The sequence below is a fragment of the Yoonia sp. R78084 genome (genome assembly GCF_044595625.1).
Taxonomy (GTDB): Bacteria; Pseudomonadota; Alphaproteobacteria; order Rhodobacterales; family Rhodobacteraceae; genus Yoonia.
In genome coordinates, this window is sequence record NZ_CP138993.1 from 2,834,514 (window position 1) to 2,861,337 (window position 26,824).

Annotated in this window: 21 protein-coding genes; 12 read left to right on the top strand and 9 right to left on the bottom strand. The window is 59.0% G+C overall.

Annotated features, from left to right (window positions below):
* Nucleotides 1–38 precede the first annotated feature (38 nt).
* The 3 genes from SJY29_RS14245 to SJY29_RS14255 all read right to left on the bottom strand — a co-directional run bounded on the left by SJY29_RS14245 (nucleotide 39) and on the right by SJY29_RS14255 (nucleotide 1,856).
* Entirely contained in the window at nucleotides 39–785 is a 747-nt protein-coding gene (locus SJY29_RS14245; RefSeq protein WP_400083985.1) for a hypothetical protein, read from the bottom strand.
* Nucleotides 786–977: 192 nt separating this feature from the next.
* Nucleotides 978–1,331: a hypothetical protein gene (locus SJY29_RS14250; RefSeq protein WP_400083987.1), complete on the bottom strand. Its 354-nt coding sequence runs from the start codon at nucleotides 1,329–1,331 to the stop codon at nucleotides 978–980.
* Between the two features lie 60 nt (nucleotides 1,332–1,391).
* The gene (locus tag SJY29_RS14255) at nucleotides 1,392–1,856 is read right to left on the bottom strand and encodes a hypothetical protein (RefSeq protein WP_400083990.1); all 465 of its coding nucleotides are present in this window, start codon (nucleotides 1,854–1,856) and stop codon (nucleotides 1,392–1,394) included.
* A gap of 243 nt (nucleotides 1,857–2,099) precedes the next feature.
* Between SJY29_RS14255 and SJY29_RS14260 the strand changes: the two genes are divergently transcribed.
* A complete protein-coding gene (locus tag SJY29_RS14260; protein WP_400083993.1) occupies nucleotides 2,100–2,462 on the top strand; it encodes a dihydrodipicolinate reductase in 363 nt (120 codons plus the stop codon).
* A 1-nt stretch (nucleotide 2,463) separates the two neighbouring features.
* On the opposite strand, the gene SJY29_RS14265 is transcribed toward SJY29_RS14260, so the two are convergent.
* On the bottom strand, nucleotides 2,464–3,033 hold the full coding sequence (locus tag SJY29_RS14265) for a hemerythrin domain-containing protein (RefSeq protein ID WP_055294873.1): 570 nt from the start codon (nucleotides 3,031–3,033) through the stop codon (nucleotides 2,464–2,466).
* A gap of 307 nt (nucleotides 3,034–3,340) precedes the next feature.
* Between SJY29_RS14265 and SJY29_RS14270 the strand changes: the two genes are divergently transcribed.
* The 5 genes from SJY29_RS14270 to SJY29_RS14290 all read left to right on the top strand — a co-directional run bounded on the left by SJY29_RS14270 (nucleotide 3,341) and on the right by SJY29_RS14290 (nucleotide 8,883).
* Nucleotides 3,341–4,975, top strand: coding sequence for a peptide ABC transporter substrate-binding protein (locus tag SJY29_RS14270; RefSeq protein WP_400083996.1), 1,635 nt, complete (start codon nucleotides 3,341–3,343; stop codon nucleotides 4,973–4,975).
* Nucleotides 4,976–5,045: 70 nt separating this feature from the next.
* On the top strand, nucleotides 5,046–5,969 hold the full coding sequence (gene oppB / locus SJY29_RS14275; RefSeq protein WP_110277948.1) for an oligopeptide ABC transporter permease OppB: 924 nt from the start codon (nucleotides 5,046–5,048) through the stop codon (nucleotides 5,967–5,969).
* Between the two features lie 12 nt (nucleotides 5,970–5,981).
* Complete coding sequence (locus tag SJY29_RS14280) at nucleotides 5,982–6,908, top strand: ABC transporter permease subunit (protein ID WP_400083999.1); 927 nt, start codon at nucleotides 5,982–5,984, stop codon at nucleotides 6,906–6,908.
* Between the two features lie 2 nt (nucleotides 6,909–6,910).
* Nucleotides 6,911–7,876 (top strand): oligopeptide/dipeptide ABC transporter ATP-binding protein, encoded by a 966-nt coding sequence (locus SJY29_RS14285; protein ID WP_400084002.1) that lies wholly within the window; start codon nucleotides 6,911–6,913, stop codon nucleotides 7,874–7,876.
* Nucleotides 7,876–8,883, top strand: coding sequence for an oligopeptide/dipeptide ABC transporter ATP-binding protein (locus SJY29_RS14290; RefSeq protein WP_400084005.1), 1,008 nt, complete (start codon nucleotides 7,876–7,878; stop codon nucleotides 8,881–8,883). Before SJY29_RS14285 ends, SJY29_RS14290 begins: the two co-directional genes overlap by 1 nt.
* A gap of 65 nt (nucleotides 8,884–8,948) precedes the next feature.
* Here SJY29_RS14290 and SJY29_RS14295 read toward each other — a convergent pair whose 3' ends face one another.
* The 3 genes from SJY29_RS14295 to truA form a co-directional block, all read right to left on the bottom strand.
* A complete protein-coding gene (locus SJY29_RS14295) occupies nucleotides 8,949–13,202 on the bottom strand; it encodes a translocation/assembly module TamB domain-containing protein (protein WP_400084007.1) in 4,254 nt (1,417 codons plus the stop codon).
* Complete coding sequence (locus SJY29_RS14300; protein ID WP_400084010.1) at nucleotides 13,199–14,968, bottom strand: autotransporter assembly complex family protein; 1,770 nt, start codon at nucleotides 14,966–14,968, stop codon at nucleotides 13,199–13,201. The genes SJY29_RS14295 and SJY29_RS14300 overlap by 4 nt, the downstream gene beginning before the upstream one ends.
* 144 nt (nucleotides 14,969–15,112) lie before the next feature.
* Nucleotides 15,113–15,880, bottom strand: coding sequence for a tRNA pseudouridine(38-40) synthase TruA (gene truA / locus SJY29_RS14305; RefSeq protein WP_400084013.1), 768 nt, complete (start codon nucleotides 15,878–15,880; stop codon nucleotides 15,113–15,115).
* Between the two features lie 94 nt (nucleotides 15,881–15,974).
* Here truA and SJY29_RS14310 point away from each other — a divergent pair, with 94 nt between their 5' ends.
* Both SJY29_RS14310 and SJY29_RS14315 read left to right on the top strand, forming a co-directional pair.
* Nucleotides 15,975–17,387, top strand: a complete 1,413-nt coding sequence (locus SJY29_RS14310; RefSeq protein WP_400084016.1) for a YcjX family protein — start codon at nucleotides 15,975–15,977, stop codon at nucleotides 17,385–17,387.
* Nucleotides 17,384–18,367, top strand: coding sequence for a YcjF family protein (locus tag SJY29_RS14315; protein WP_400084019.1), 984 nt, complete (start codon nucleotides 17,384–17,386; stop codon nucleotides 18,365–18,367). Before SJY29_RS14310 ends, SJY29_RS14315 begins: the two co-directional genes overlap by 4 nt.
* Here the strand turns inward: SJY29_RS14315 and SJY29_RS14320 are convergent.
* Both SJY29_RS14320 and SJY29_RS14325 read right to left on the bottom strand, forming a co-directional pair.
* On the bottom strand, nucleotides 18,351–19,703 hold the full coding sequence (locus SJY29_RS14320; RefSeq protein WP_400084022.1) for a sensor histidine kinase: 1,353 nt from the start codon (nucleotides 19,701–19,703) through the stop codon (nucleotides 18,351–18,353). The genes SJY29_RS14315 and SJY29_RS14320 overlap by 17 nt on opposite strands.
* On the bottom strand, nucleotides 19,700–20,362 hold the full coding sequence (locus SJY29_RS14325) for a response regulator transcription factor (protein WP_110277939.1): 663 nt from the start codon (nucleotides 20,360–20,362) through the stop codon (nucleotides 19,700–19,702). Before SJY29_RS14325 ends, SJY29_RS14320 begins: the two co-directional genes overlap by 4 nt.
* Before the next feature lie 194 nt (nucleotides 20,363–20,556).
* Here SJY29_RS14325 and SJY29_RS14330 point away from each other — a divergent pair, with 194 nt between their 5' ends.
* From SJY29_RS14330 to SJY29_RS14345, 4 genes are all read left to right on the top strand, one after another.
* On the top strand, nucleotides 20,557–22,200 hold the full coding sequence (locus SJY29_RS14330) for an AMP-binding protein (protein ID WP_400084026.1): 1,644 nt from the start codon (nucleotides 20,557–20,559) through the stop codon (nucleotides 22,198–22,200).
* The gene (locus tag SJY29_RS14335) at nucleotides 22,190–22,963 is read left to right on the top strand and encodes a crotonase/enoyl-CoA hydratase family protein (RefSeq protein WP_400084028.1); all 774 of its coding nucleotides are present in this window, start codon (nucleotides 22,190–22,192) and stop codon (nucleotides 22,961–22,963) included. Before SJY29_RS14330 ends, SJY29_RS14335 begins: the two co-directional genes overlap by 11 nt.
* 84 nt (nucleotides 22,964–23,047) lie before the next feature.
* Complete coding sequence (locus SJY29_RS14340) at nucleotides 23,048–26,059, top strand: ATP-binding protein (protein ID WP_400084031.1); 3,012 nt, start codon at nucleotides 23,048–23,050, stop codon at nucleotides 26,057–26,059.
* Nucleotides 26,056–26,736 (top strand): Crp/Fnr family transcriptional regulator, encoded by a 681-nt coding sequence (locus tag SJY29_RS14345; protein ID WP_400084034.1) that lies wholly within the window; start codon nucleotides 26,056–26,058, stop codon nucleotides 26,734–26,736. The genes SJY29_RS14340 and SJY29_RS14345 overlap by 4 nt, the downstream gene beginning before the upstream one ends.
* Nucleotides 26,737–26,824: the final 88 nt, after the last annotated feature.

The following is a 26,824-nucleotide window of genomic DNA, read 5'->3' on the forward strand; positions in this document are numbered from 1 at the left end:
CTCTGGCCGGTACGCTGCCAAATCTTCCATACATCACCCTAGGGCTGGGCAATGATCGTTATGATCGTCATTGCGTCATCCGCTTTGGCCACGCTGATAAGTGTCGGTTGCGTCTCATTCGTGCCCATAAACTGTGTGCCGGCGTCCTCGCCCATGCTGACCTCGCTTACTGCGATACCTTGCTGATCAAGCACATCCTTGACCAGTTCCGTGACATCCGCGAGCGACGCTGAAACGAAAATATTCGGATTGCCCAAACCATAAGGCGGAAACCCTGCGGCAAGCTGACCAGCGTTTTCCAATTGCGCCAGAATAATATCGGACAGCGATCCTGTTTCGGCAATTGGTTGATCCGTAGAAACCGGCATATCGCCCTCAATCCGGTCAAGAAAGAAAATGCCAATCTCATGGCTATCGGGCCGCATTTGCAACGCCGTCAGATGCACGCCATCACGGAATTCAACCAGATCCGTCAAGGCAATATCGGGCAGCATCTCGGTCAGAAACGCCAAAACGTCCTGATCGGCTGGCGACCCTTGCAGGTGTACGACCTCCACAGCTTCAGAGGCAGCACGATACGTCGCTGGCAGGCCGGTCTGGTTCAGCATGTTTCCGTTGCCGATTGGTACCTCCGAGACGTTTTCTGCCCCCCAGAGGCCGATCACACGATCCCGCAGTGCGGGCCAATCATCTGACGCAATAATCTCGTCGCTTTGCAGATAGCGCCAGACAGAATTATCGCTGGTACTGACAGATTGCGCGAGGGCTGATGTCGCGGTGGCCATAAGCACTGCCAATAAAGGAGCTTTGTAAATTCCCATTCTTGAAAATCCTTTAGAGAAATGAATTTGCTGATGTTTTTAGGATTGGTAAATCCCAGCATTGTCTATTGCAAATAGTGTTGCAGGTCAGAAGACCACCCCGGGCATGAGAGCGAAAACCGGCGCAGGCACACCGTCGACACCACAGAATGCTGATTAACCTTGACCAGGGTCCGGCCCGACAACCTCGTCCAAGTCTAGAAACGGAAAAAAGTCCTTTACCCTTTGATGGAACGCTTCATTGGCGCGTAGCTTCTCAATTGCCTTCTGCCGCGAGATGACGTCCTCGTGTTCACATATCTGGCGCATAAATCCGATGCCTTTCAATGCATCATGCTCATCGTCACGCAGGGTCGCGCTTGGCGTCCAACCCATTATCCGCATGGGTTTGAAATCAATCCGCTGATCAACATCAATCATGTCAAAGATATAGTTTGGTGGCGCATCGACGTGTTCAACGACGAAATAAAGCCACTCCTTGAACTCTCGGAAATGGATGGCACCGGACATCAAACATGTGAGGGCAAAGCCAATATCCGCGCTATCGTTTTTCGTCAGTCTCAGGCGCAACTACATACTCCCTGTCCGCAGGGAAGCCCCGCTATCAAAATAGATGATACTCTGGTCTGGCCGCGTTTCGTATCGGAGACGCGTTTTATCCGTAAGCATATCAATCGCATTCGGGTATTGGCGCGCAGAGCGCGCGAAACTCGAAGCCGCCAGAGTAACCTCGAATAGATGAGGTGAAGGTGCCCGAAAGAACGCTTCACTCAGGAAATTCGTGCTTCCCGTGAAGACCGGTTGACCGTTGTCAGAAGATGCCAGGTAAAGGAAAACACCCCGCAACGCACCGTTCTGAAAAATAATCTCAACACCATCATCTGGTAACTGAAAAGACGTCCTCTGCATTTCAGGATCATCATTTCGGAGATATTTCCTTGGCACCAACAAAGACGGCAAATCTGCCTCCGCCATACCCAATGGTAACTTCAGCGACGTGTCATTGATTGTGAGCTCAATATAGCTGTCTGACATCTCAAATACTTTTCTCTCATCTGCCTGATATTGTTCAGTATTGCACACCAAACAGCAAGGGCAGCTTCACGTGCGATCACCGTCTGGCATCCGGTGCCAATACGTTGACGAAAAACGAAAGCTGATTGGCGCCGTCTTGCCTGCCTCGCACGTATGAGCCGTCATCCGCCGATCGCATTCCAAAGTGAACCAAGCCGCGTGTCGCAACGTAAAAGAAGTGTTCGACAACATGTGGAGGACCCGATGAGACATGCGATTTTGACATTGGTACTCGCCACCGCTGCGGCGCCAGCTGTTGCGGACAGTTATGTGCCCATCAAGGACCAGGCGACTTTTGTTTCGCTCGTTGAGGGCCGTGAACTCAGCAATTTTTTCTACGGTGTCAGCCTGAGCGTGTCACCGGACGGAAGCATTGCGGGCTCGGCCATCGGATGGGACATCGTCGGCAACTGGACGTGGGAAGACGGCTATTTCTGCCGTGAGCTGAGCTGGGGCGGCGATCCGATCCCCTACAACTGCCAATTGGTCGAAGCACGCGGCGATGACCGGTTGCGCTTTACGGTCGATCAGGGCGCGGGAGACAGTGCTTCTTTCCGCTTGCGGTAATCTAGCCCAGATCACGTGATCCATAGCGCAGGATGACCGGCACGATCAGCTCTTCCTCATCAATCAAATGGCGGTCAAGCAGGCCCTCCAGCTTGGCCAGTTCGGTCTGGAAATGCCCCGCCGCGGTTTGCAGCTTGTTGCGGTTTGCTGTCAGGCCTAGCACCTCATTCGCGCGTCCCACAAAATCGGCCAGAAATTCGTCCAGATCGTGGTGGTCCTTATCAAGAATGGCAAATCCCTTCGCGATCCGCGCGTCTTTCTTCACCAGCTTCGGGAAATAATATTTGTCCTCAATCGTGTGGTGTTCATGCAGCCCGTTCACCAGCATACCACCATAGCGCGAAGTCAGCCCCGCGAAACGATCCGCCTCGATCTTGCGATCCAAAAGCGCCTCTGTCCCGCTGCGTAACTCGCCCAAGAGCTTGCGAAACATCAAATGGCGGTCCAGCCAGAACCGGATCAGCCCGTCAAAACCGGGGTCCAGTTCCCAACCGTCACGCGGATATTCGGCCAGAAGGACGCGCAAGGCATCCGGCAAGGCATCACGTTCGGCAAGTGCAAGTTTCTTCATAAAGAGGCCTTTCCAACCATCAGGTCACCTTTGGGCATAAACTGCCGGGTAATACCAGCACAAGCGCCCCGAACGTCCATCAAGAGAATCATCGGTCCGCCTTAGAAAATTTCGTGTTAGATCATGCCTCAAGTCACAATTGTGCGCGTTTCCTGTTTGTCCCCAAGTAGAACCCGCTGTCGCTGGGTCAACTGCCGATTAACCTTGCCATTTGCCGTTTGGAGTCAAAAGATGGTGTCAGAGGGGTAGCTGATACGCTCACACTTCAACGATTGCATCGCCAAGATGCAACTTCAGGGAGAAAATGATGACACTGAAATCCAGACTTTTCGTAACAACAGCCGCGGTGCTGTTTGCGACCTCAGGCGTAGTCTTTGCAGATGCGCACGCCACACACCCCGTGACCGGCGAAGCGCTCGCCTCTGTCCAGACATTCACGTACCGCGTGGGTGATGAAAGCCCGTCGATTGATCCTGGTCTCGTCGAGGACGTGGATGGGGCCGCAGTGGTGCGCGACCTTTTTGAAGGTCTCTACAATCAGGATGCCGCAGGCAATCTGGTCCCTGGTGTCGCACTCAGCCACGAGGTCAGCGACGATGGCCTCGTATACACATTCACGCTGCGCGATAATGCAATGTGGTCCAACGGTGACACGGTGACTGCCGGTGATTTCGTCTACGCATGGCAGCGCGCCGCATCGCCCGCACTGGCATCGCCCTACAGCTGGTACATCGAGCTGATGTCGATCGAGAACGGCGCTGCCGTGATTGCAGGTGATATGGAGCCATCCACACTTGGCGTCACAGCCATTGACGACACAACGCTCGAAGTCCGCCTGTCCCAGCCTCTGCCATATTTCCCGCAAATGCTGACACACGGTACGACCTTCCCCGTCCACCAGGCGACCGTCGAAGAATTCGGCAACGACTGGGTTCTGCCGGAAAACATGGTATCCAACGGGGCCTATGTCTTGACCGAATTTGTCCCGCAAGAGCGCCTCGTCCGCGAGCGTAACCCGATGTATTGGGACAACGACAACACCATCATCGAACGTGTGGTCAAACTGGTTGTGCCCGATGAAAACGTCGCTTTGACACGCTATCTCGCTGGTGAGTTGGACTTGACCGACGTGCCCGCTGGCCAGTTCCCGCGCCTTTCGGAGCAATATCCCGACCAGGCCGTTTCCGTGCCAATGGCATGTTCCTACTATTACATGTTCAACCTGCGCGACGGTGCATCGCCTGAAATTCAGGACCCCAACGTACGCAAGGCCCTGAGCCTCGCCATCGACCGCGACATCATCGTAAACAACGTGCTCGCCGGTGGTCAGAAAGCCGCCTACACCTTCACACATTGGGCGACTGCCGGCTTCGAGACACCCGACATCCCGATGGCGACAATGACCCAAGCCGAGCGGAATGCCATGGCGGTCGAACTCTTGACCGAGGCAGGCTACGGCTCTGACAATCCGCTCAGCATTGATCTGGTGTACAACACCAACGATTCCCACCGTTCTGTTGCAATCGCGATCAGCCAGATGTGGAAGCAGACACTGGGTGTCGACACCACGCTGGCCAATCAGGAATGGCAGACTTTCCTCGAAGCCCGCTCGAACGGTGATTTCGAAGTCGCGCGCGGCGGTTGGTGTGCAGACTATAACGAGGCCTCGACCTTCCTTGACCTGATGCAGTCGGAATCGGGCTATAACGACAGCAAATACGTGAACCCCGAGGTTGACGCGCTGCTGGCCGAGGCAAAGACATCCGCGAACCCGCAGGCCAACTATGACCGCGTCGAGGAATTCATCGCGCAGGATACGCCGATCATTCCTATCTACCACTATGCCGCAGTCGATATGTTTGCGGAGAACCTCGAAGGCTGGCCCTACGAGAATTTTGAACAGACATGGTACTCCAAAGATCTCTACAAGATCGCCGAGTAATCACTTGACGTGATGGACCGCGCCCCAACCTTACGGGGCGCGGTTTTCCCATTCTGTGAGGACCCCTGACATGCTGAGTTTCGTCTTCCGCCGCCTTGCTGTGGCAGTGCCGACCCTGTTGATCTTGGTCGTCCTGTCCTTTGTCCTGATGTACGCAGCGCCCGGTGGCCCGTTCAACTCCGAACGTCCCCTACCACCCGAGGTGCTTGCCAATATCGAGGCAAAATACGGGCTGGATCAGCCGTTCTGGAAACAGATCGTCAATTACGTGGTCAGCGTGGTCACGCAATTCGATTTCGGGCCCTCTTTCCAATACAAGGACCGCAGCGTGAACGACGTGATCGCACAAGGCTTTCCGGTCACGCTGACCTACGGGTTCTGGTCCTTTGTCGTGGCTGTCACCGTGGGCGTGTCACTGGGGGTTGCCGCCGCAATCAAGCAGAACTCCTGGGTCGATTACTTCGCCGTTGGTGTGTCTATCGGCGCGCAGGTCCTGCCGAATTTCGTGATGGCCCCGCTTTTGCTGCTCGTCTTCACACTCTGGCTGGGATGGTTGCCCGGCGGTGGCTGGAACGGCGGCCAGTGGCAATTCCTGATCATGCCCGTGATCGCACTCTCCACCTCTTACATGGCCTCGATTGCGCGGATCACACGGTCCTCGATGCTTGAGGTGCTAAACACCAATTTCATTCGCACCGCCCGCGCCAAAGGCTTGCCGATGCGCCGCGTGATCTGGAAACACGCGATGAAGCCCACAATGTTGCCGGTGCTGTCCTATCTGGGGCCTGCCTTCGTCGGCATGATCACCGGCTCGGTCATCATTGATGTGTTCTTCTCCACCGGCGGCATTGGCCAGTTTTTCGTGAACTCTGCTTTCAACCGCGATTATTCCGTCATCATGGGGATCACCATTCTGGTGGGCACCCTGACAATCCTGTTCAATCTTCTGGTCGACATCCTCTACGCGTGGATCGACCCCAAGATCCGCTACTAAGGGGGCTGCGTGATGTTACCCAACAGAGCAGCCGTCGAAGGCATCGCCGAAAACATGCATCTTGCCGAAGTCAAAGGCCGGTCCCTCTGGGCCGATGCGCGCACACGGTTCTTACGCAACCGCGCCGCTGTCATATCGCTTATCATGCTGTGTGCGGTAGCAGGCTTTGCGCTCTTCGGGGGGCTTGTCGCGCAATACGAGGGTGATTTCGTCAACTTCAGCCTGATCGGCAGCAACGCATACCTTGGCGTCCCTTCTCTTGAAACCGGGCACTATTTCGGCACCGACAGCAACGGGCGCGATCTGTTCGCACGCACCGTGCAGGGGACCGGTATTTCGCTGATGGTGGGTGTTGTGGGGGCCTTGGTCGCCGTTATCGTTGGCACGCTTTATGGGGCCACCGCAGGCTACTATGGCGGGCGCATTGACGGGATCATGATGCGGGTCGTCGACGTGCTGATGTCGATCCCTTTCATGTTTGTGCTTATCCTGATGCTGGTGATCTTCGGCCGCTCGATCTTTATGCTTTTCCTCGGGATCGGCCTGATCTCCTGGCTTGATATGGCGCGGATCGCGCGCGGCCAGACACTCACCATCAAGAACAAGGAATTCGTGGAAGTCGCTGTCGCCACCGGTGTGCGCCCGCTCAAGATCATCCTGCGCCACATCGTGCCGAACCTCTTGGGCATCGTGATCGTCTACGCCACCCTGCTGGTGCCCAATATGATCATCTTCGAAAGCTTCATCAGCTTTCTGGGCCTCGGCGTCCAGGAACCTGCCACCTCGCTGGGTGCTTTGATCAACGAAGGCTCGCGCACCATGCAGTTCGGCTATTACTGGCAGATCGCCTTCCCGCTTTTCTTTTTCATCGTGACCATCTTCGCCTTCTTCTTTGTCGGCGACGGCCTGCGCGACGCGCTTGACCCCAAGGACCGCTAGATATGAGCCTGTTGGAAATCGAGGACCTCAAAGTCACCTTCACCACGGCCGATGGCGATGTGAACGCGGTGAACGGCGTCAGCTTCCATATCGACAAGGGCGAAACGCTTGCGATTGTCGGCGAGAGCGGGTCCGGCAAGAGCCAGACCGCCTTTGCCACAATGGGGCTTTTGGCCAAGAACGGACGCGCCACGGGGAAGGCCCGCTTTGACGGTCAGGACCTGTTGCAAATGTCGCAGCGCGAATTCAACGCGATCCGCAGCAAGGACATCGCGATGATCTTTCAAGACCCGATGACCTCGCTCAACCCCTATCTCAAGGTCAGCGACCAGATGGCCGAGGTGCTGATGCTGCACAAAGGCATCGGCAAATCCCAAGCGGTGAGGGAATCCGCGCACATGCTTGACGCCGTGCGCATCCCTGATGCCGCCGCGCGGATCACCATGTATCCGCATGAATTCTCGGGCGGGATGCGCCAGCGGATCATGATCGCCATGTCGCTTCTGTGCCAACCCCGCCTTTTGATCGCGGATGAACCGACAACGGCACTTGATGTGACTGTGCAGGCACAAATCATGCAGCTTTTGGGCGATATCCGTCAGGATTTCGGGACCGCTGTGATCCTGATTACACATGACCTAGGTGTCGTCGCAGGTTTCTGTGACCGCACGCTGGTGATGTACGGCGGACAGGTCATGGAAGAAGGCACCACCGATGATATTTTCGCCACCCCAGCCCACCCCTATACCAGCGGGCTGCTCAAGGCCGTGCCGCGTCTGGATCGCGATGATGGCGACCTTCTGACCATCGCGGGCGAACCGCCGGACATGTCAAACCTGCCCACAGGCTGCCCCTTTTCGCCGCGCTGCGCGGTCAGCCTTGATCACTGCAGCAACCAGCGCCCCGCGATGGAAACCATCGGCAACCGCCGCCGTGCCTGTCACCTTCCCGCAAGCGAGGTCGCATAATGGCCCCCCTTCTGTCAGTCCGTAACCTCTCGGTCACTTTCGATGTCGCAAAGCCCGGCGCATGGCCATGGACACCGCCACGCAAACTGCACGCCGTCTCCGACGTATCGTTCGACCTGAAACCGGGGGAATGCCTTGGCATCGTCGGCGAAAGCGGCTCGGGCAAATCCACACTGGCGCGCGCCATCGTCGGCACGATCCCGTCATCTGACGGGAACATCTTCTTCGAAGGCGCGGACCTTGCAAATATGGACACGCGCGAACGCCGCGTGCACCGCCGCGATGTGCAGATGATCTTTCAGGACCCGCTTGCCGCGCTGAACCCGCGCATGACCGTGGGTGAAATCATTGCTGAGCCACTGATCACGCACGAACCCAACGCACCGCGCGCCGAGGTCAAAAAACGTGTCGGCGCTTTGATGGAACGCGTGGGCCTCCTGCCCAATCTGATCAACCGTTATCCCCATGAATTCTCGGGCGGGCAATGCCAGCGCATCGGGATCGCCCGCGCGCTGATCCTCAAACCAAAACTGATCATCTGCGACGAACCCGTCTCGGCGCTTGATGTGTCGGTACAGGCGCAGGTCATCAACCTGTTGATGGAATTGCAACGCGACTTGGGGTTGTCGATGATCTTCATCGCGCACGACCTGAGCGTGGTAAAACACATCAGTGACCGCACGCTGGTGCTCTATCTGGGCCGCGTGATGGAGATGGCAGAGAGCCGCAAACTCACGACCTTGCCGGAACATCCCTACAGTCAGGCGCTGATTGCGTCCGTACCGATCCCCGACCCTGTGCTGGAGCGCGCACGCCCGCGCCCTGTTCTTGAGGGCGAGCTGCCATCGCCGTTGTCACCACCCTCGGGTTGCGTCTTCCGCACTCGCTGCCCCAAGGCGCAAGCCTCCTGCGCGGGCACGCGACCCATGCTTGAAGACATCGGTGACAACCATTTCGTGGCCTGCCCGTTTCATGCCGCGGAACAGGTCCTTGCCGCCGAGGCGTAGCAAAGATTTTTAGCTAAAAATCTTTTGTCAGAACAATTTTCGCAGAAAATTGTTCGCTCCTGCCCCTAGTAGTCGCGCTCGTAAAACAGACCGATGCTGGTATCACCCGCCTGATTCACGCTGCCTTTGGCGGTGACTTCCGAGGTGACATCAAGGTTCAGGTTGATCTCTGTTTCACCGGTACTTGTGACCGTCACATCGGTATAGACGTTTTCCGACACATAGGCCCCCGCCCGCACGGCGGCATTGCCCTCATCGTCGGTGGTCACATCAAAATCATCAAGCCCGACCCGTTGGCGGAAACTGTCAAGAGCACCGCCCCCGCGCCCTGCCAAAGTACTGATGGCCGAGGCAAGTTGCACAGCCTGCAACGGGCTGATGCTTTCCAGATCACGTCCGAAAATCAGCTGCGATAACACCTCGTCCTGCGGCAATTCCGGCACCGACAGGAAACTGACCTCGGGCGCACCGGCCGGGCCCTCGACAACGATGCTGATCACTGTGCCTGTATCGGTCTCCGTGGTCGCCACAAGGCGCAGGAACGGGGCAAAATCGCCCTGAAGCGTCGCCGTCCCCTCATCCAGTTCAAAGCGCTGCTGCAGGATATCAATCCGCCCGCGGATCAACTCGAACCGCCCCACTGGGATCACATCATTGCTGGTGCCGCCTATTGTCAGGCTCCCGCCCAATTCCGCATCAAGACCACGGCCGCGGATAAAGATACGCGATGGGGCATTGATGACGATATCCAGCGGAAACGCCGGCCCACGGCTGCCCGAACCGGTATTCTGTGAACCATTGCCATTGACCACACCCGCCCGCTGCAACGTCCGCCGGACTGCGGCAGAGGCATCGACATGCCGGACATCGGGCAAATCGCCCAGTGAACTGATCGACGACGACGGCACCTGCACATTTGTCTCGCCAAGCTGCAATCGCCCCGAAATACTTGCGCCGCCGCGTAGCGGACCGTTGAGGTTAATTGCACCCGCAACACGCGACGAATAAAGCTCGGGGTCCTGCAAAACCACATCGTTCAACGCGACCATAATGTCGGCCTGATTGGGCCCCGTCAGCGTAACAGGCCCGCTAATCGTAATACTGCCGCCACTTTCCACACGGGTCCGCAAATCAATCTGCGCGCTGCCATTCGCCATGCTGATACCACCCGCAATATCCGTCAGCGCCTCACCCAGGTTCGGGGCGGCCAAACGCCCGTCCGAAAAGGTAATCTGCCCTCCCAACGACGACAGGGCGGGTGGTCCGTTCACACTCAGATCGAAATTCGCAAGCCCGCTGAGACGCCGCGGATCAATCGCTGTATTTGCCAAGGCCAAAGGCGCGCTGCCATCGACATCAATCGCGAGCGTGCCATTCTGACTCACATCCCCCACAATCTGCGCATTCAACCCGCCCGGGCCGGTGCCCGTGGCATCAATGCCCCATGTGCCGTTTTCATCCAGAGAGGCTGATCCGCGTGCACGGATCGGTCCGCTGATCTGATCAGTCAGAATGCCCACGTCGCGCAAACTGGCGTTGAACCGGCCCTGACCAAAACCTGCCGCCCCGTTCAGCGCGCCCACAACCGACAGTTCGCGGGTGGACACCTCTAATGTCCGCACCGCCAGAACCTCATCCGCGAATGAGACCGTCGCATTAATCCGTCCCGTCCCCGCCAAAAGCGCGTCTACCGTCGGGTTGCCAATGCGCAGGTCTTCGCTGCGCAGGTTCACCTGGGTATCAAAGCGGGTCAGGTCAGGCAGCAGGCTTCCTGATGCGGTCAGATCAACACTGCCTGCCACCGGTTGACCGATCAGCGTGGCAAAGGCCGCAAGGCTCTCGACCTGCAGGTCCAGATCACCGGTGACTTCGCGCCCATTTTCAGGCGAAGCCACTGTTGCGGTCAGCCCCACATCCGTCCCCGGCCCCAAAGCGCGCAGCGTCACATCGGTTGCATCCATCGGCGCAGGCACAGCAGCCAGGTCCACGGTCACCGGCCCGCTCAGGCTGGGATCAAGCAAAGCGGCATCATTGATCCGGAACGAAAGATCCGCCGTGTTGGCGCCCGTCAGCGAAACATCTGCATCACCACGCAGCGACATCGCCGGTGTCCGGACCAGCAGATCACCGATTCCGAACCGTCCGTTACCCACATGCGAAAGCGCTGCCGTGAAATTGCCTTCGCCTTCCAGCAAAGGGTCAACCCGCGCGACACCCGTCACCAGATCGCGTGTCTGTGCGCGCAGATCAACGTCAAACCGCTGCCCATCTGCAAGAAGGACGCCGCTTCCCTCAACTGACAAAGCACCGGCCAAGGGCCGCCCGGCCAATCCGGCATAGCGTGTCAGATCGCTGATCTCGGCCTCAATCGCCGCATTCAACGTCTGCCCGGCCTCGGCGGGATTCACCGTGCCGCTGGTGTCAAATGTCGCCGCAGGGCCCGTGCCGTTGAGTGCAAATTCGATTGTACCATCTGCGCGCTGTGTGACGTCACCCGCCACGGCAGCGGGTCCTGACAGGTCAGGCAGAACCAGGGCCACGTCGCGCAGGCTGGCATTGATACGTGCATCCGCACCCTCGCTGGTCAATGCGGCATTGGCGCGGATGCTGGCCGCATCGGTATTCACGCGCAAGTCCTCAAGCCGCGTGCCTGCGGTATCCCGCACCGCCGTCGCCGCGAATGTCCCCGTGCCGGCCAAAATCCGGTCAGCCTCGGGAATACCGATCGACAGATCACTGGTTTCCCCAGACACCACAAGATTGAACAGACCATCCAGCGGCGTCATATTCGCCAGCACAGCCAGTTCGGCCCCGCCCCCGATATCGCGCCCCGCAAGAGTGGAGAACCGCCCCAACCCCGCGATACCGACATTCATTGTGGCATTGGTACGGAAACCGGCATCGGGCCCCTCGATCGTCGCCTGCGCCTGCGCGTCCAGCCCGGCACCACCCAGCGTGAATCGCGTGATCTCGATGGGCGCGCCCTCAACGCGCGACGCGTTGAATTCGCCGCCTATCTCGTCTCCAAAGGCCTGCGCCGCACCTGCATCATCCAGTTGCAGGCCTGTCGCGCCATAGGCAAGATCAGCGGTGAAAAGCCCCTGTTGCGCCCCTTCACCAGAGCGCAGCAAACCCCCGCCCTGCAGGCGCAGCGTGTCAATCGACAGCCCGGGACGGTCAAGCCCCTGCACTGTGATATCTGCGCGCCACGTGTCCGCGACCGCAGCGTCGTAGCTGATCGCCAAATCCATGCCATCCACAAAGGTACGCGGGCCACTGAGAGGCAACAGAACCGGATCATTCCCCAAAGCGGTGATGCCCCCGTTCAGATCAATCACCGCGGGCCAGCCCCCGCTGCCGATCTGCACCGAACCATTCAACGCCACACGTCCCGCATCCAGCGCAAGTTGCTGCACATCAATGCGCCCGTCTGCCGCCTGGAGCACCTGCGCAGAGAGGCTGGCGTCGTTGCCAAAGAACCCTTGGTATTCGGGTAAAAACAGCGGGCTGATATCACCACCAATATCGAGCGAGATCCGCCGCGCGTCCCCGGCGCTGGTCAGCGCGAAGTTGCCCGTAAGGCGGTCCTGTCCATCCGTCGCAATCGCCAGTGTCGCCGCGTAGTCATCCAGCGGGGCCGCACCCGCGACCTCCAGTTTGACGGCGGGCCTGCCGGGCAGATCAATCAACCGCGCCACAATGCCGTCTGGCCCTTCATCAAGGTTCAGGAACAGATCGAGCAGGCGGGTTTCGTTCACAAAACTGCCGTTGATCTCGAAAATACCGGATTTATCGCCCAAACGTTCGGCGTTGAGTATCACAGCCCCTTCGCCATCAGCCAGCTGAGCAGATCCTTTCAGCGACACCGTAATTGGCTCGCCCAGAAACGCCTCGCCCAACTCGACGCTGTCGATACGCAGCTGATCAAGAGACACGCTGACCGGCAATTCCGGCAAAGAAAACGGCTGCGCCTCGGGCGCGGGGCCTGTGTCTTCCGACAAGGGCGGACGTGATACGATAATCCGCGCAGCGCTCAACTCGCTGACATCAATGACACCGCGCAGCAGGGCTGTTCGTCTCCAGTTCAGCACGATGTCTTCCAGCGTCAGCCAGACACCATCCGCATCCGCAATCGTCAGCACGTCAATGGTTGCCTCGGAACTCAGCGCGCCCTCGAAGCCCTGAATGTTCACCTGACGGCTGACACCGGACAGGTTTTCCTCGATCAAACCCGCCAGATAGCCCTCGCCGTCATCCTCTTGTGCGGAGGCCGTGAAAGGGGCAGCGCAGAGCGCACATATGCTTAAGAACCGTTTCAAAACGCTTGTCCGATACCGATGTAAACCTGCAAATCCTCGCCTGCGTTGTCGCCGCTGGCCTGTGTGCCCAGATCCAGACGGATCGGCCCGATCCCCGTGTTATAGCGCAAACCAACCCCTGCGCCCGCATGCCATTCTGCATCTTCGAAAGGCGAGGCCGCAGCACCCACCTGACCAAAATCATAAAAGCCGACAAGGGCGATATTCTCGCGGATCGCATAACGCGCCTCAAGCTGCGTCCCGAGGAAGGATGCCCCCCCTGTTGTCACAGTCTCAAGACCCTGCACTGTTTCAACGCCCAGTGATTGATAGGCCTGCCCACGGACCGTACCACCACCGCCCGAGTAGAACAGAAAGTCGGCGGGCGCTTCGGTCAGGTCAGCACCCAGAACGCTCCCCAGTTGCACGCGCCCGGCCAGTGTCAGCTTTTCTTCTTCGCCCAAGGTCACATAACCCCGTGCATCACCATAAAGCCGCGCACCGCTGATTTCACCGTCAGAGCTGATAAAAGGCGTGGCGCTCACATCAAGATAGTAGCCGTTTGACGCATTCGAGGGTTCATCGCGGCGGTCGAGTGTCGCGTCCAAGGGCAGGGTGAACAACGTATATTCGCGGGTCTCCAGTGCGGTTTCTTCACGCGCCCGCAATATCCCGACACCCGCGCGCACAGTCAGATCATCGCTCAGGATCCGTGAAAAGCCGGTTTCAACGCTGATCTTGTCAATCAGGAATTCCGGTTCGTCCTGCCGTGAAATTTCGCCACTCAGAAAATAGTCGGTGTCAGGGCCGAATGTTGCCGGTCGGGTGAACGTGCCGCCCAAGCGATAATCAATACCGCCGGTTTCACCGCTGATGCCGGACACCTCTGCATCCACGCGGATACGTTCCGCGCCACCCAGCAAATTCCGGTGAAGCCAAAAAGAGGACAGCGTGACACCTTCAATCGATGATAGCTCGATCCCGAAACCGATCCTCCGCGGATTGGCTTCGGACACTTGCGCATTGATCGGCAAGGTATCGTTCGGGCCAATCTGGTCCGCTTCGGAAAGCGCCACACTTGCAAAACTACCGGTGCGGCGCAAACGGCGTTCGGCCGCGTCCATTTCTTGCGGCGAGAAAACCTCACCTTCCGGTAATCCTGCTATTTCACGGACACGGTCATCACCGACGTTGCGATTGCCCGAAACCGAAAGCGGCCCAAACCGCAAACGCGGACCGGTATCAAGGACAACATCCACATCCAGTTTCGCATCCGCATGGCGCGCGACAATGCGCTGATCCACGACACGCGCCTTGGCATAACCCAGATCGCGCCAACTGCTGATTCCGCCCCGCACCACATCCCCGATGACAGCCGATTCCGCAGTGCGACGCGGCCCGAGATCGTCAAGCAGCGTGGTCTCTGGCGGGAGCGGGGCAATCTGCACATCGCCAAAGGTAAACCGGTCACCGGGATCAACCGTGATAACAACCTGACTGATCGCGCGCGGCGCATCCAGCGGTGCGATATTTGCGGCCTCGCGTCCGTCCACGGTGATCGAGATTGTCCCGCCGTAATACCCCGATCCATAAAGCGCCGTCAGCAGGCGGCGATAGTCGGCACGGGCGGCGGCGATATAGTCTTGCGGCGCTGACCCTGCTTCCAGCGCAACCAGAAGTGAGGCGTCATTCAGCGCGGTTTCGGCGGCATCCGTCACCAGCCGCACGTCTTGCGCAGAAGCGGAACTGGCACAGAAAAGCACAATCGCACAGGAACGTTTCAACATGTTTCTACCGCGCCTCCAACGTCGGATCGGCTCTTCTTTCCAGTCGTCTTGGGTGGCCTAAAGGTGTCAGGCTCAATTTACCAATCACATCGGGATGATAGGATGTTTTCCATCCGCGTCGAGCGACTTCTGAAAAGACGGAACTTACGCAAAGGGGTTTTCGGGGTAGGTCACCCCCGCCAGATAGAGCCCCTGTGGCGGGCAAACAGGACCACAGGCTGCACGATCCTTCGCCGCCAAAGCCGCCCCAACATCGTCGGGCGTCCAGGCCCCCGCACCAACGCGTTCAAGCGTGCCCACAAAGCTGCGCACCTGATTGTGCAGGAACGACCGTGCCCGCACATGGAACCGGTATTCGGTGCCGTGATCATGCGGCACAACCTCGATCCGCAATTCATCCAGCGTTTTCACCGGACTCTTCGCCTGACAGATCGAGGAGCGGAAGGTCGTAAAATCATGTTGGCCCAGCAATTGATCCGCCCCCGCCTGCATCGCTGCCGCATCAAGCGTATGGTTCACACGCCACATCTGTCCCGCCTCAAACGTCAGCGGCGCGCGCCGCGACATCAGGCGAAAGAGATACCGGCGCTCCACTGCATCAAACCGCGCATGCCAGTCATCGGCAACCTGCACACAGGCGACGATCGCCACTGGCGCGGGCTTAAGGTGGAAATTCAACGCTTCGGACAGACGGAACGGATCCCAATCCTTTTCCAGATCACAATGCGCCACCTGCCCTGTGGCATTGACCCCGGCATCGGTGCGCCCGGCGGCGGCAATGGTGTGGTCGCGCGGCTCCAGCTTGGCCAAAGCCGCTTCAATCGCGCCCTGAACGGAAGGCTGATCATTCTGCCGCTGCCACCCTGCAAAGGGTGCGCCATGATATTCAACAAGAAGGGCATAACGGGGCATTGGACCGGATTAGGGGGAGCATCGGGCAAAATCAATCCCTACACATCGCGTCACAGCGTGCCTATCTTCAATCAAAGCACGGAAAGGGCCGATTTTGGTTATCGCAACAATCGCAGATCAGATCACACGCACTGTCGAGGGCGTGGGCCATACACTGACCGCCCCTTTCAGCGATCCGGTGATCCGCCTAGGCGTCACAGGCCTGTCGCGCGCGGGCAAAACGGTTTTCATCACCTCGCTGGTCGCCAACCTGATGGACCGTGGCCGCATGCCCCAGCTTGAGGCCGCGGCATCGGGTGCCATCCGCACCGCCTATCTGCAACCCCAGCCCGACGATACCGTGCCGCGCTTTGCCTATGAAACCTATCTTGCGCAACTGACCGCACCTGACCCAAGCTGGCCGCAAGGCACCCGCCAGATCAGCGAATTGCGGCTGTCCTTGCGCGTCCAGCCCAGCGGTCTGTTATCGGGCCTTTCCGGCCCGCGCACCGTGCATATCGACATCGTCGATTACCCCGGCGAATGGCTGTTAGACCTTGGCCTGCTTGATCAATCCTACGCCGAATGGTCAAAGGCCGCTCTTGCACGCGCCAAAGGCCGGCCCGGGGGTGACGATTATGTTGCATTGGTCGCAGGTGTAGACCCCACAGTCCCGCTTGATGAACCCGAAGCGCAGGTGCTCGCCGAACGCTTCACCGCCCACCTGAAAGAGGCCCGCGAAGCAGGCTTTTCCGACTGCTCGCCCGGTCGTTTCCTGCTTCCCGGTGATCTTGCCGGATCGCCTGTCCTGACTTTTGCACCCCTGCCCGATGCGCGTTATCCACGCGGGTCATTGGGCCGAGAATTTGAGCGGCGCTTTGAAAGCTACAAACGCAATATCGTGCGCCCGTTCTTTCAGGATCATTTCGCCAAGATTGACCGTCAGATCGTGCTGGTCGATGTGCTGGGCGCGATCCATGCAGGGCCCGCCGCCCTTGACGACCTGCGCAATGCCATGGCGCGCATCCTCGGGGCCTTCCGCCCCGGGCGCAACGCCTTCCTGACCCGCATTTTCCAAGGCCGTCGCGTCGAAAAGATCCTTTTCGCCGCCACCAAAGCCGACCACCTGCACCACAGCCAACACCCGCAACTGACTGCGATTACTGAGGCTCTTTTGCGCGAGGCCAAAGACCGCGCCGATTTCGCAGGCGCACAGACCGCAGCCATGTCCATCGCCGCCCTGCGCACGACCGTGGAAGAAACGGTTGATCACAAGGACGGCCCCCTAGATGTTGTGCGTGGCCGCCTGCGCGACACCAATAAACAAGCCGCCTTCTACCCCGGCAAGCTGCCCGAAGATCCCGCGCATCTGCTGACCCCCGCACAGCAAGGCTCAGACAAATGGCTGGACGCGGATTACAGCATTATGAACTTTGCCCCCGCGCCCCTGACCCGCCGCCCCGGAGACGGACCACCCCATATCCGGCTGGATAAAGCCGCGCAGTTTCTATTCGGAGACCGGCTATGACCCGTGGCCCAGTACTGATCGACCTCGAAGGCACCAAAGCCGCACAACCCGACATGGCCCCTGCCGTACCCGATGTGCCGCAAGGTGCCGCAATGCAGCAGGTCGCGGCGATCGCGGCGCGCCGCCCCTCACGCCTCGCGCGCTGGTTCTGGTCCGTCACAATCGCCCTGACGGGCTTTGTGGTGTCACTGGCGGCATGGGATTACATCAATACACTTCTGGCGCGCTCGCCCATTCTGGGCGGCATCGCCACGGCGCTCGTGGCGCTTCTCCTCGCCGTCCTCGCCATCATCGCCCTGCGCGAACTGGCTGCCTTTGGTCGCTTGCGCAAACTCGACCAGATCCAGCATCAGGCACAAGCGGCCTTGCTGTCACACGATCTGAAACAGGCACGCGGTGTCATCGCTTCACTGGAAAAGCTTTACAGCAACCGCGACGACACCGCTTGGGGACGCGCTGAACTGACGTCCCGCCGCGATGAAGTGCTTGATGCCGACGGCCTGCTCGGCCTTGCCGAAACCACCCTGCTCACCCCGCTTGACGCCCGCGTCCAGCGCGAAGTTGAGGCCGCCGCACGCCAAGTTGCCACCGTCACCGCCATCGTCCCCATTGCATTGGCCGACCTATTTACGGCCCTCACAGCAAATCTGCGCATGATCCGGCGGATCGCGGAAATCTATGGTGGGCGCGCAGGAACCTTGGGCAGCTGGCGGCTGACGCGCACTGTGCTGACCCATCTGGTCGCAACCGGTGCCGTCGCTGTGGGTGATGATCTGATCAGCTCGGTTGCCGGCGGCGGGGTGCTGTCAAAGGTTTCTCGGCGCTTTGGCGAAGGCGTCATCAATGGCGCACTCACCGCGCGCGTTGGCGTTGCCGCGATCGAGGTGTGCCGCCCCCTTCCATTTCATGCCGCCAGGAAACCTTCGGTCAGCGGCCTTGTCAGCCGTGCCATGAGCGGACTCTTTAATCGGGGCGCTTAGAGGCCGCGACAGGCAGACGCAGATGTACGGCCAGCCCGCCGAGTCTTTCATCCTTGGACAGCAGGATCTTGCCGCCGTAGGCATGGATCAAGTCATGCGCAATCGCGAGCCCGAGACCGGTACCGGGCTTGGATGTATCAAGCCGCTGCCCGCTCTGGGTGGCCTTGGCGATCTCTTCCTTGGGAATACCGGGACCGTCATCCGCAATGGTGATCATGATCTGGCCGTCTTTCGTCAGGTCCGCTTTTAGCCGCACCTCAGAGGCGGCCCACTTCAGCGCATTGTCCAGAAGGTTGCCCATCACCTCTTCAAAATCGCTCTGGTCCATACGCACGCGCATTCCGGGATCAAAACTGGCGGTGAATGTCTTGCCTTCGTTTTGTGCAAGCGCGTTAAAGGCACGCTGCATGCGGCCCAGGGCGACATCCAGCGGCGTCGCAACAGCCATCGTGCTGTCAGTGCCATCCGCGCGCATCCGCGCAAAGGACCGTTTGAGCTGCGCATCCAGCCGATCCAACGCATCCACGGCTTCATGCACATCGTGACCGTTCATTATGAGCATATCCAACTCGTTGCGCATAATGGCCGACGGGGTCTTGATGGCATGGGCGAGGTCTGCAGCCTGCCTGCGTGAGCGGCGCATGATATCGCGGTTGCGCTCCATCAGGGTGTTGATGTCATTCACCAACGGGGCAACCTCGACCGGATAGTCGGCGACTTTCATCCCGCCGTCCTGTTCCCATTTGCCGGAAACGTCCTGTCGCAGCTTGTTGAGGGGCCGCAACACCACTGCAACCTGTGTCAACGCACCCAAGACGCCCATGAAGGCAACAAAAGCAAAAGCCGTCAAAAGCGTGCGCCGCAGGTCCATCTGCTCTTCATCAAAGCTCCGCAGCGACGAAGCCACCTGAACATGCCAAAGCGCGCCATCACGAACAGGGATCCATTGACCTATACCAAACAGGGCTTCGTTATTGGGGCCCAGAAACTCACGCCGTTGGGCAACCTCCGAGCGCCCGACTGCGGCGGGCAAACGCGCCTCTCCCAACGATGGCGACGCATAAATCCTGCCATCCTCGGTCTCAACCTGCCAGTACTGGCCCGACAGCGGCACCTGATACACCAGATCACCGATCGCGCGGTCCAGACCATCGGTAGTGTCGCTATTGTTTGTAACCGCAACGACAGCCTGCGAATGGCGTGTTTCCAGCACATCAAGAAAACGGGCTTGGGCCTGTGATGCCATATAGGATGACAGGCCCGCCAAACCCAAAACGATGATCGCGACCGCCCAAAGGATGCCGCCTGTCACTGCGCGGGCGCGTAACGATGTCATGCGGTTGCTTTGATGACGTAGCCCCTGCCGCGCACAGTCTCGATCAGGTTGCTCCCCAGTTTCTTGCGGAGACGGTTCACAAAGACAGCGATCGTGTTGGAATCACGGTCACCTTCATGCTGATAGATATGATCGGACAGCTCCGTCCGTGACACAAGCCGACCCGAGTTGTGGAACAGATAGGACAGCACCGCGATTTCCTGTGACGTCAGATTGGTTGGCACGCCTTGAACAGTAACCTGATTGTTACGTGTATCAAAGGTCACGTCATCCTTTGTGAAAACCGGCGTCGCTTTGCCTGCCTTGCGGCGGATCAGGGCACGCACCCGCGCCGAAAGTTCCGCCATATGGAACGGCTTGGTCAGATAATCATCTGCACCCGCATCAAGACCATCCACGCGGTCCGTCCAGTCGTTGCGCGCTGTCAGAATCAGAATCGCTGTATCGTTGCCGCCGCTGCGCAAATTCTTCAGCACCGTCAGACCATCCCGAATGGGCAGGCCGAGGTCCAGAATGATCACATCATAGGGTTCAGTTTCACCAAGATACTGCGCTTCGGCACCGTCGACTGCCACGTCAACGGTGAGCCCCTCGGACACCAGTGTTTTCTTTAGTTGGCTGGCGAGCACAGGCTCGTCTTCGGCAATGAGAATACGCATACTCCTTGCGTAATTCCGCGAGGTGGCAAAATTTGGGCGAATATGAGTCACCGGACACAGTCTTTTGTGGCAGTCAAACGTGGCGGTTTCGCGGAACAAAAGGCCGTGCCAACCCCCTCGGCACGTCGCATCAATCCACCGATTGTGTTCTTCGTTTGACAGCCATGACATAGACGCTCAATTTGTCGCTCATCATGCTCGTCAAACACCCAACCATCACCGAAACCCGCGATCACTTCAGGTGGCGCATCCCCGATAATTACAACATAGGCGTCGACATTTGCGACAGGCATGCCGACCTGACACCTGACCGCTGCGCGATCATTGATATTGACGCCGATGGCAACGCCACGGAACACAGTTTTGCGGCACTGCGCGACCGCTCCAACCAGCTTGCCAATGCCCTGTCACAAACGGCCTCTGTGGGCGACCGGATCGCGGTATTGTTGCCGCAGTGTTTTGAAACGGCGGTGGCGCATGCGGCGATCACCAAAATGGGCTGCGTTTCCCTGCCGCTTTTTACACTTTTCGGGCCTGATGCACTGCGCCACAGACTGCGGGATTCAGGCACCACGACGATCATCACCAACAGTGAAAATATGCAAACGATCCTGAATCTGATGCCCGAATTGCCCGATCTGCGCACGGTGATCAGCGTTGATGGCAAGAACACGCAGGCCACAGACTTTCAGACACTCTGCGACGCGCAATCCACCGATTTTACCCCGCATCCAACCAAGGCAGATGACCCTGCCATCCTGATCTATACCTCTGGGACAACAGGTGCACCCAAAGGGGCCCTGCATGCCCACCGCATTCTTCTGGGGCATCTGCCCGGTGTGGAAATGAGCCATGATTTCTTTCCCCAGCCCGGCGACAAGATCTGGACACCCGCCGATTGGGCATGGATCGGCGGTTTGCTTGATGTGCTGATGCCCGCGCTGCACCATGGCGTGCCGGTCGTGGCCTGCCGGTTCCGCAAATTCACCGCGCAAGCCGCATTTGACCTGATCCGCATCCACGGTATTCAGAACGCATTCCTGCCGCCAACGGCGCTCAAACTTATGCGCCTTGATACACCCGCCGAACCCGTTCCCATGCGCTCGGTCGCCTCGGGCGGCGAAACCTTGGGCAAGGAGCTTATCGCGTGGGGCCAGCAGGTCTTTGGCACCACCATCAACGAATTCTATGGGCAGACCGAGTGCAACATGATCGTCTCATCCTGCGCGGCCCTTGCGCCGGCAGAACCGGGCGTCATGGGCTTTGCCGTACCGGGCCACAAAGTTGACGTTGTGAACGAAGAAACCCGCACGCTTTGCACCACCGGCGAAGAGGGCAGCATCGCCGTGCGCGCACCTGATCCGGTGATGTTTCTGCACTATTGGAACAACCCTGACGCCACGGCCCGGAAATTCATTGATATTGCAGGCGAAAAATGGCTGCTGACCGGTGATCGGGGCCGCAAGACACCCACAGGCCGCCTGCAGTTTATCGGCCGCGACGATGACATCATCAGTTCGGGTGGCTACCGCATCGGCCCCGCCGAGATCGAAGACTGCCTGCTGACACATCCTGCGGTGCAGTTGGCGGGCGTTGTCGGCAAACCTGATGCGCTCCGCGGATCAGTGGTAGCTGCCTATATTCAACTTGCCGCAGGCTTTGAGGCGTCAGATGCTCTGGCCACCGAGATCGCAGAACACGTCAAAACCAGACTTGCCGCCTATGAATTCCCCCGCGTCGTCCGCTTCATCCATGATATGCCCATGACCACGACCGGCAAGATTATCCGCGCCACCTTGCGGGCGCGTGCAGCAGAGGAAGCCGAAAATGAGCAATGATGTTGTTCTTTATCACGCCGAAAATGGCATCGCGACGGTCACGTTGAACCGCCCGGACCAGCGCAATGCCATCAACCCGGAGGTCTGCGACGGTATCCGCACGGCATTCGACAAGGTCGAGGCAGACCCCGATGTACGTGTCGCGATCCTGAACGGCACAGGTGCGCTTTTCTGCGCGGGTATGGACCTCAAGGCCTTTGCGGCAGGCGCAGGCGATGTGATCCTCTTTGGTCAGTACGGCTTTGGCGGTTTCGTAAAGCGCGCCCGCACAAAGCCCGTCATTGCCGCCGTGGAAGGGGCCGCACTCGCCGGTGGATTTGAAATGATGTTGGCCTGCGATCTGGTTGTTGCCGGGGCATCTACACAGTTTGCGTTGCCCGAAGTGCGGATCGGGCTGATCCCCGGTGCGGGCGGCGCCGTGCGCCTGCCGGTGACGATCCCGCGGGTGCGGGCCAATGAAATCCTGCTGACAGGGGCCGCTTTCGGCGCGCAAGAGGCCGCCGACTGGGGGCTGATCAACCGTATCACCCCCGATGGTGCCGCCTTGCAGACCGCCCGGACCATCGCCGCCCAGATCGCCGCAAACGCCCCGCTGGCGGTGCGCCATACGCTGGCCATCGCCAACAGGGCTCTGGCGGAGAATGATGCTGCCCATTGGCCCGCCAATGACGAGATCATCCATCAAATCGGGCAGACCGCCGACGCCGCCGAAGGCGCGCGCGCGTTCATTGAAAAGCGCGCACCGGTCTGGCGGGGTAAATAGAGCGCCTTCAAAGGACGCGCGCGGGCGAAGCTATCTGCATTCGGCGCTTGGAAGCGCTGAAAACACGCATATAGTGGCAGCCGCATGAGAACAGATAACGCGATCAGCGATCCCACATCACAGACGACTGGCCACGCACAAGGTGAGCGCAGGCAGATTACGGCTGTTTTCATGGATATTGTCGGGTTCAGCAGCATCGCCAGCAGTGCTGATCCCGAGGATCTCGAACACTGGCTGGAAGAGTTCTACGGTCAGGCGCGCCGCATTATCGAGGCACAGGGCGGCGAGGTCACAGAATATCTGGGTGACGGTGTTGTCGCACTCTTCGGTCTCGCCCGCGCTGACGAACTCGCCGCGTCAAGGGCTGTCAGTGCCGCGATGACCGCCCTTGAAGAGATCAACGCCGGTGCAAGCCAAGGCATCACAACGCGGCTGCGCATCGGAGTGGCGACGGGTGATGCCGCTGTGCGCATCGACAGAGGGCGCGAAAACCTGCCGCGCGCGACCGGCATGGTCACCACGCTTGCGCGGCGGATCCAGCAACAGGCCGCCCCCGGCACGGTGTTGATCTCGGCCAGCACCAAGGCCCTGCTCCGCGGCGCTATCGCAACAGAAGAAATCGGCAACCAGACCCTCAAAGGCTTCGCCGAGGCGCAGACCCTGTTCCGGCCACTTGCAAACCAAAAGCCGGCTGTCACAACTTTCGCGCCCTTCGTCGGGCGTAAAGACACACGCGCGCAGATCAGTCTGAGCAGTGATCCCGTTCTGGTACTGGGGCAGGCGGGAATTGGTAAATCCGCGCTTGCGCGGCATTTGGCGCAAGAGGCGCCCGCAGCGACAACCTTTGCCGCCGACGGCGTCAAAACACCCAGCAGCTATCAGCCCTTCGCGCAGTGGCTCTTGCATAAGACCGGCAGCACACTGCCGGATTTCACGGATATCGTTACAGTTTTCCCGGCCCTCGAAGACGAAACCCAACGCGCGCTTGCACTGGTTTTGGGATTGCCCGAGGGCCAGAGCCTTTTGATTGATCGCAGCAATGTGGCCCTCAAGGCGCTGATCGAAGACAGCCTCTGGCAAGCAATATCTGCGGCGCAACCCGCTGGGCTGCTTGTTTTTGAAGACCTGCATTGGCTGGACAACGCCAGTTTCGGCGTCCTGCGGCATATTCTGGAAAACGCCGGCGATCATGATCATCAAATCCTGATGACCAGCCGCGACGATAGCAAAATCGGCAAGCACCTCGACCAGTCCCGGATCACGGTGATTACCCTCGCCCCACTCTCCGACGCGGAGGCCGCCGATATGCTCGATGCCGTTTCAGATGTACCGCCCTCACACAGCCAGAAGGCCTTTGTGATTTCACAATCCGCAGGGATCCCTTTGTTCATCGAGCATTTGTCCAAGCGGAACGCTGTCGACGACATCCTATCCGCAGATGTTCCGGGCTCTCTGAAGGACCTGTTGGCGGATCAGATTGATGCGACAGGACCGACCAAAGCCGTGTTGCAGTGCGCAGCGGTCATCGGGCAAACCTTTACCTTGGACACGCTCGAGGCCATCGCATCAGATCACGCACCCCTTGATATGCATCTGGAAGAGGCCTGCAGAAAAGGTGTGCTGAAAAAACTTGGTGTCGCCAAATGGGGGTTTGCCCATGCGCTCTTGCACCAAGCGGCCTATGACAGCCTCTTGCGGAACAAGCGCATCGCCTATCACGCCAGGATTGCAGCACATCTCAAGCAAGACCATGTCGATGCCGTGATGCGCAATCCGGCCCTGCTGACGACCCATCTCAGCCGCGCAGAACAACATATTCCGGCGATCGAGAATTATCTTTCGGTCAGCCGCTGGGCACTGTCTCAGGGGGCCTTTGACGATGCCGAAGCGCATGTGCTGGCCGCCATTGCTCTGTGCGCGAAAGCACCTGCAAACGTCGACGTCCGCACGCTCGAAATCGCCTGCTATTCGGCGCTGGGATCAATCCGGATGCAGACGCAGGGATTTACCGCTGACTCGGTAAAGGCAGCCTTTGAAACCGTCGCAAAGCTGGCAAGCGGCAAGGATGCACATTCCTCTGCAAACGGTCCCGCCCTTTACGGCAGCTTCACCCATGCCATTGTGTCGGGCGACAAGAAGGCCGCAACGCGGTTCGCCGATATGCTGCGCAAAGCGGCGAACAAAGCGCCGCCGGACAGGCCCGATAACGAATTGCGGCTGGCCTCTTTGAATACAGATACGGCCTTGCATTTCTACACCGGCAACTTCGCAAGAGCGTTGACCACGTTCAAATCGCTGCGCAAGCATTACGACATCAACACCCATGGCGCGATGATCGCCAGCTATGGCGCCGATACATTCGCTGCGGCACATATGTTTGATTGCGTGGCACGCGCCATTTGCGGGCAAACGCATCTGATCACGGAAATGATCATGGAAACGGATGCCCATCAACGGCAGCTGAATATCCCCGTGATGCAACCCTGGGCCCAGATCTGGGGCGCCGTGTCGTTGTACTATGCAGGCCAGCAGGACACCGCCATTCAACGTGTGCGGCGCGGGATCGCGATTGCCACCAAGCAGGATTCAACCTTCTGGCAGGTCACCGGCACGGCGTGGTTGCACGTAATGCAACCCGCTGAGAGCGCCAGCGCCGAGGGGCTCGCGCAGTTCGCGCAGGCGATCAGCACCTATGAAGCAATGGGCGCGCATATCGGGCTCCCTTATTTCCGGGCGCATTACGCGCTGGCACAGGCTGAGCACGGCGATATCACCGCAGCCTATGAGACCGCATTGCAGGCTGTGCGCGAAAACGGGCATGACGGCCTGCATAGCTGGTATCCAGAGGTGCTCCGGCTGCATGCTCTTGTCTGCGATATTGAAGGCGGCACAGCCGGTGCTGCGCGTTTTCGCCAAGAGGCCGCGGCCATTGCCAGCAAACAGGGTGCTGCGCTTTGGTTGCTGCGCACACGGATCGACCAATTGGGCGCGGGCGAAATAGATGCCGGGGTTCTGGCTGAGGCGGTTGGCCAGCTTCACCGTCGTGCGGCACCGCCTGAAAAGCAGGCAGCGCTTGCGCTGTTGTCGCGGACATGACCCCTGAGAAATTACTCAGCTACAAGCTCCCTCTTTTTGCGGGCATGAAACCTGCCGACTTTGGCAACATCCCTTTGGGCGTCAGTGAACAGCATCTTGCGCCATGGCAAACGATCATAGATCAGGACGATGCGTCCTATGATCTGTACTTTTTGCTGTCCGGTTCGCTTCTGGCTGTTTTCTGGACACCGCAAGGACGCGAAATCGTCTTTTCGCGCTTTCCTGTCGGTTCCTATTTCGGGGAGTTGGCGGCCTTCGACGGCATCCCGCGCTCGCTCGCAGTTGTCGCAAAAACCGAGGCCACGGTCCTGACAATGACGCGCAGCAGCTTCTTGCAGCTTTTCAACGAAGTGCCCCTGCTGCGGGACCGGATGACGAAAAACCTTGTGGACAGGATACGCACCCTGACCGAGCGCAATATGGAGATGACAACCCTGTCGGTTGACCAGCGGGTCAGAAAATACCTGCTGCGGCTGGCAGCAGAGGAAGCCAAACTGTTCAAAGGGGCCGTTATCGAACACGCGCCGACACATGCAGAGATTGCGGGCTCTGTCGGGGCGAACCGCGAGATGGTCAGCCGTGCGATCAGCAAGTTGGTCAAGGGCGGTGTGATCAGATCAGCACGTCAGAAAATCGAAATCCTTGATCCCGCAGCGCTATCGGACGACCTCACCTAGTTTTAATCCAAATTTCATGAAATTGGGCCAAGTGTTTTTATTGTGGTGACACGGGAGTGGTTGCGCACAAGGAGATAGAGTTGACTAG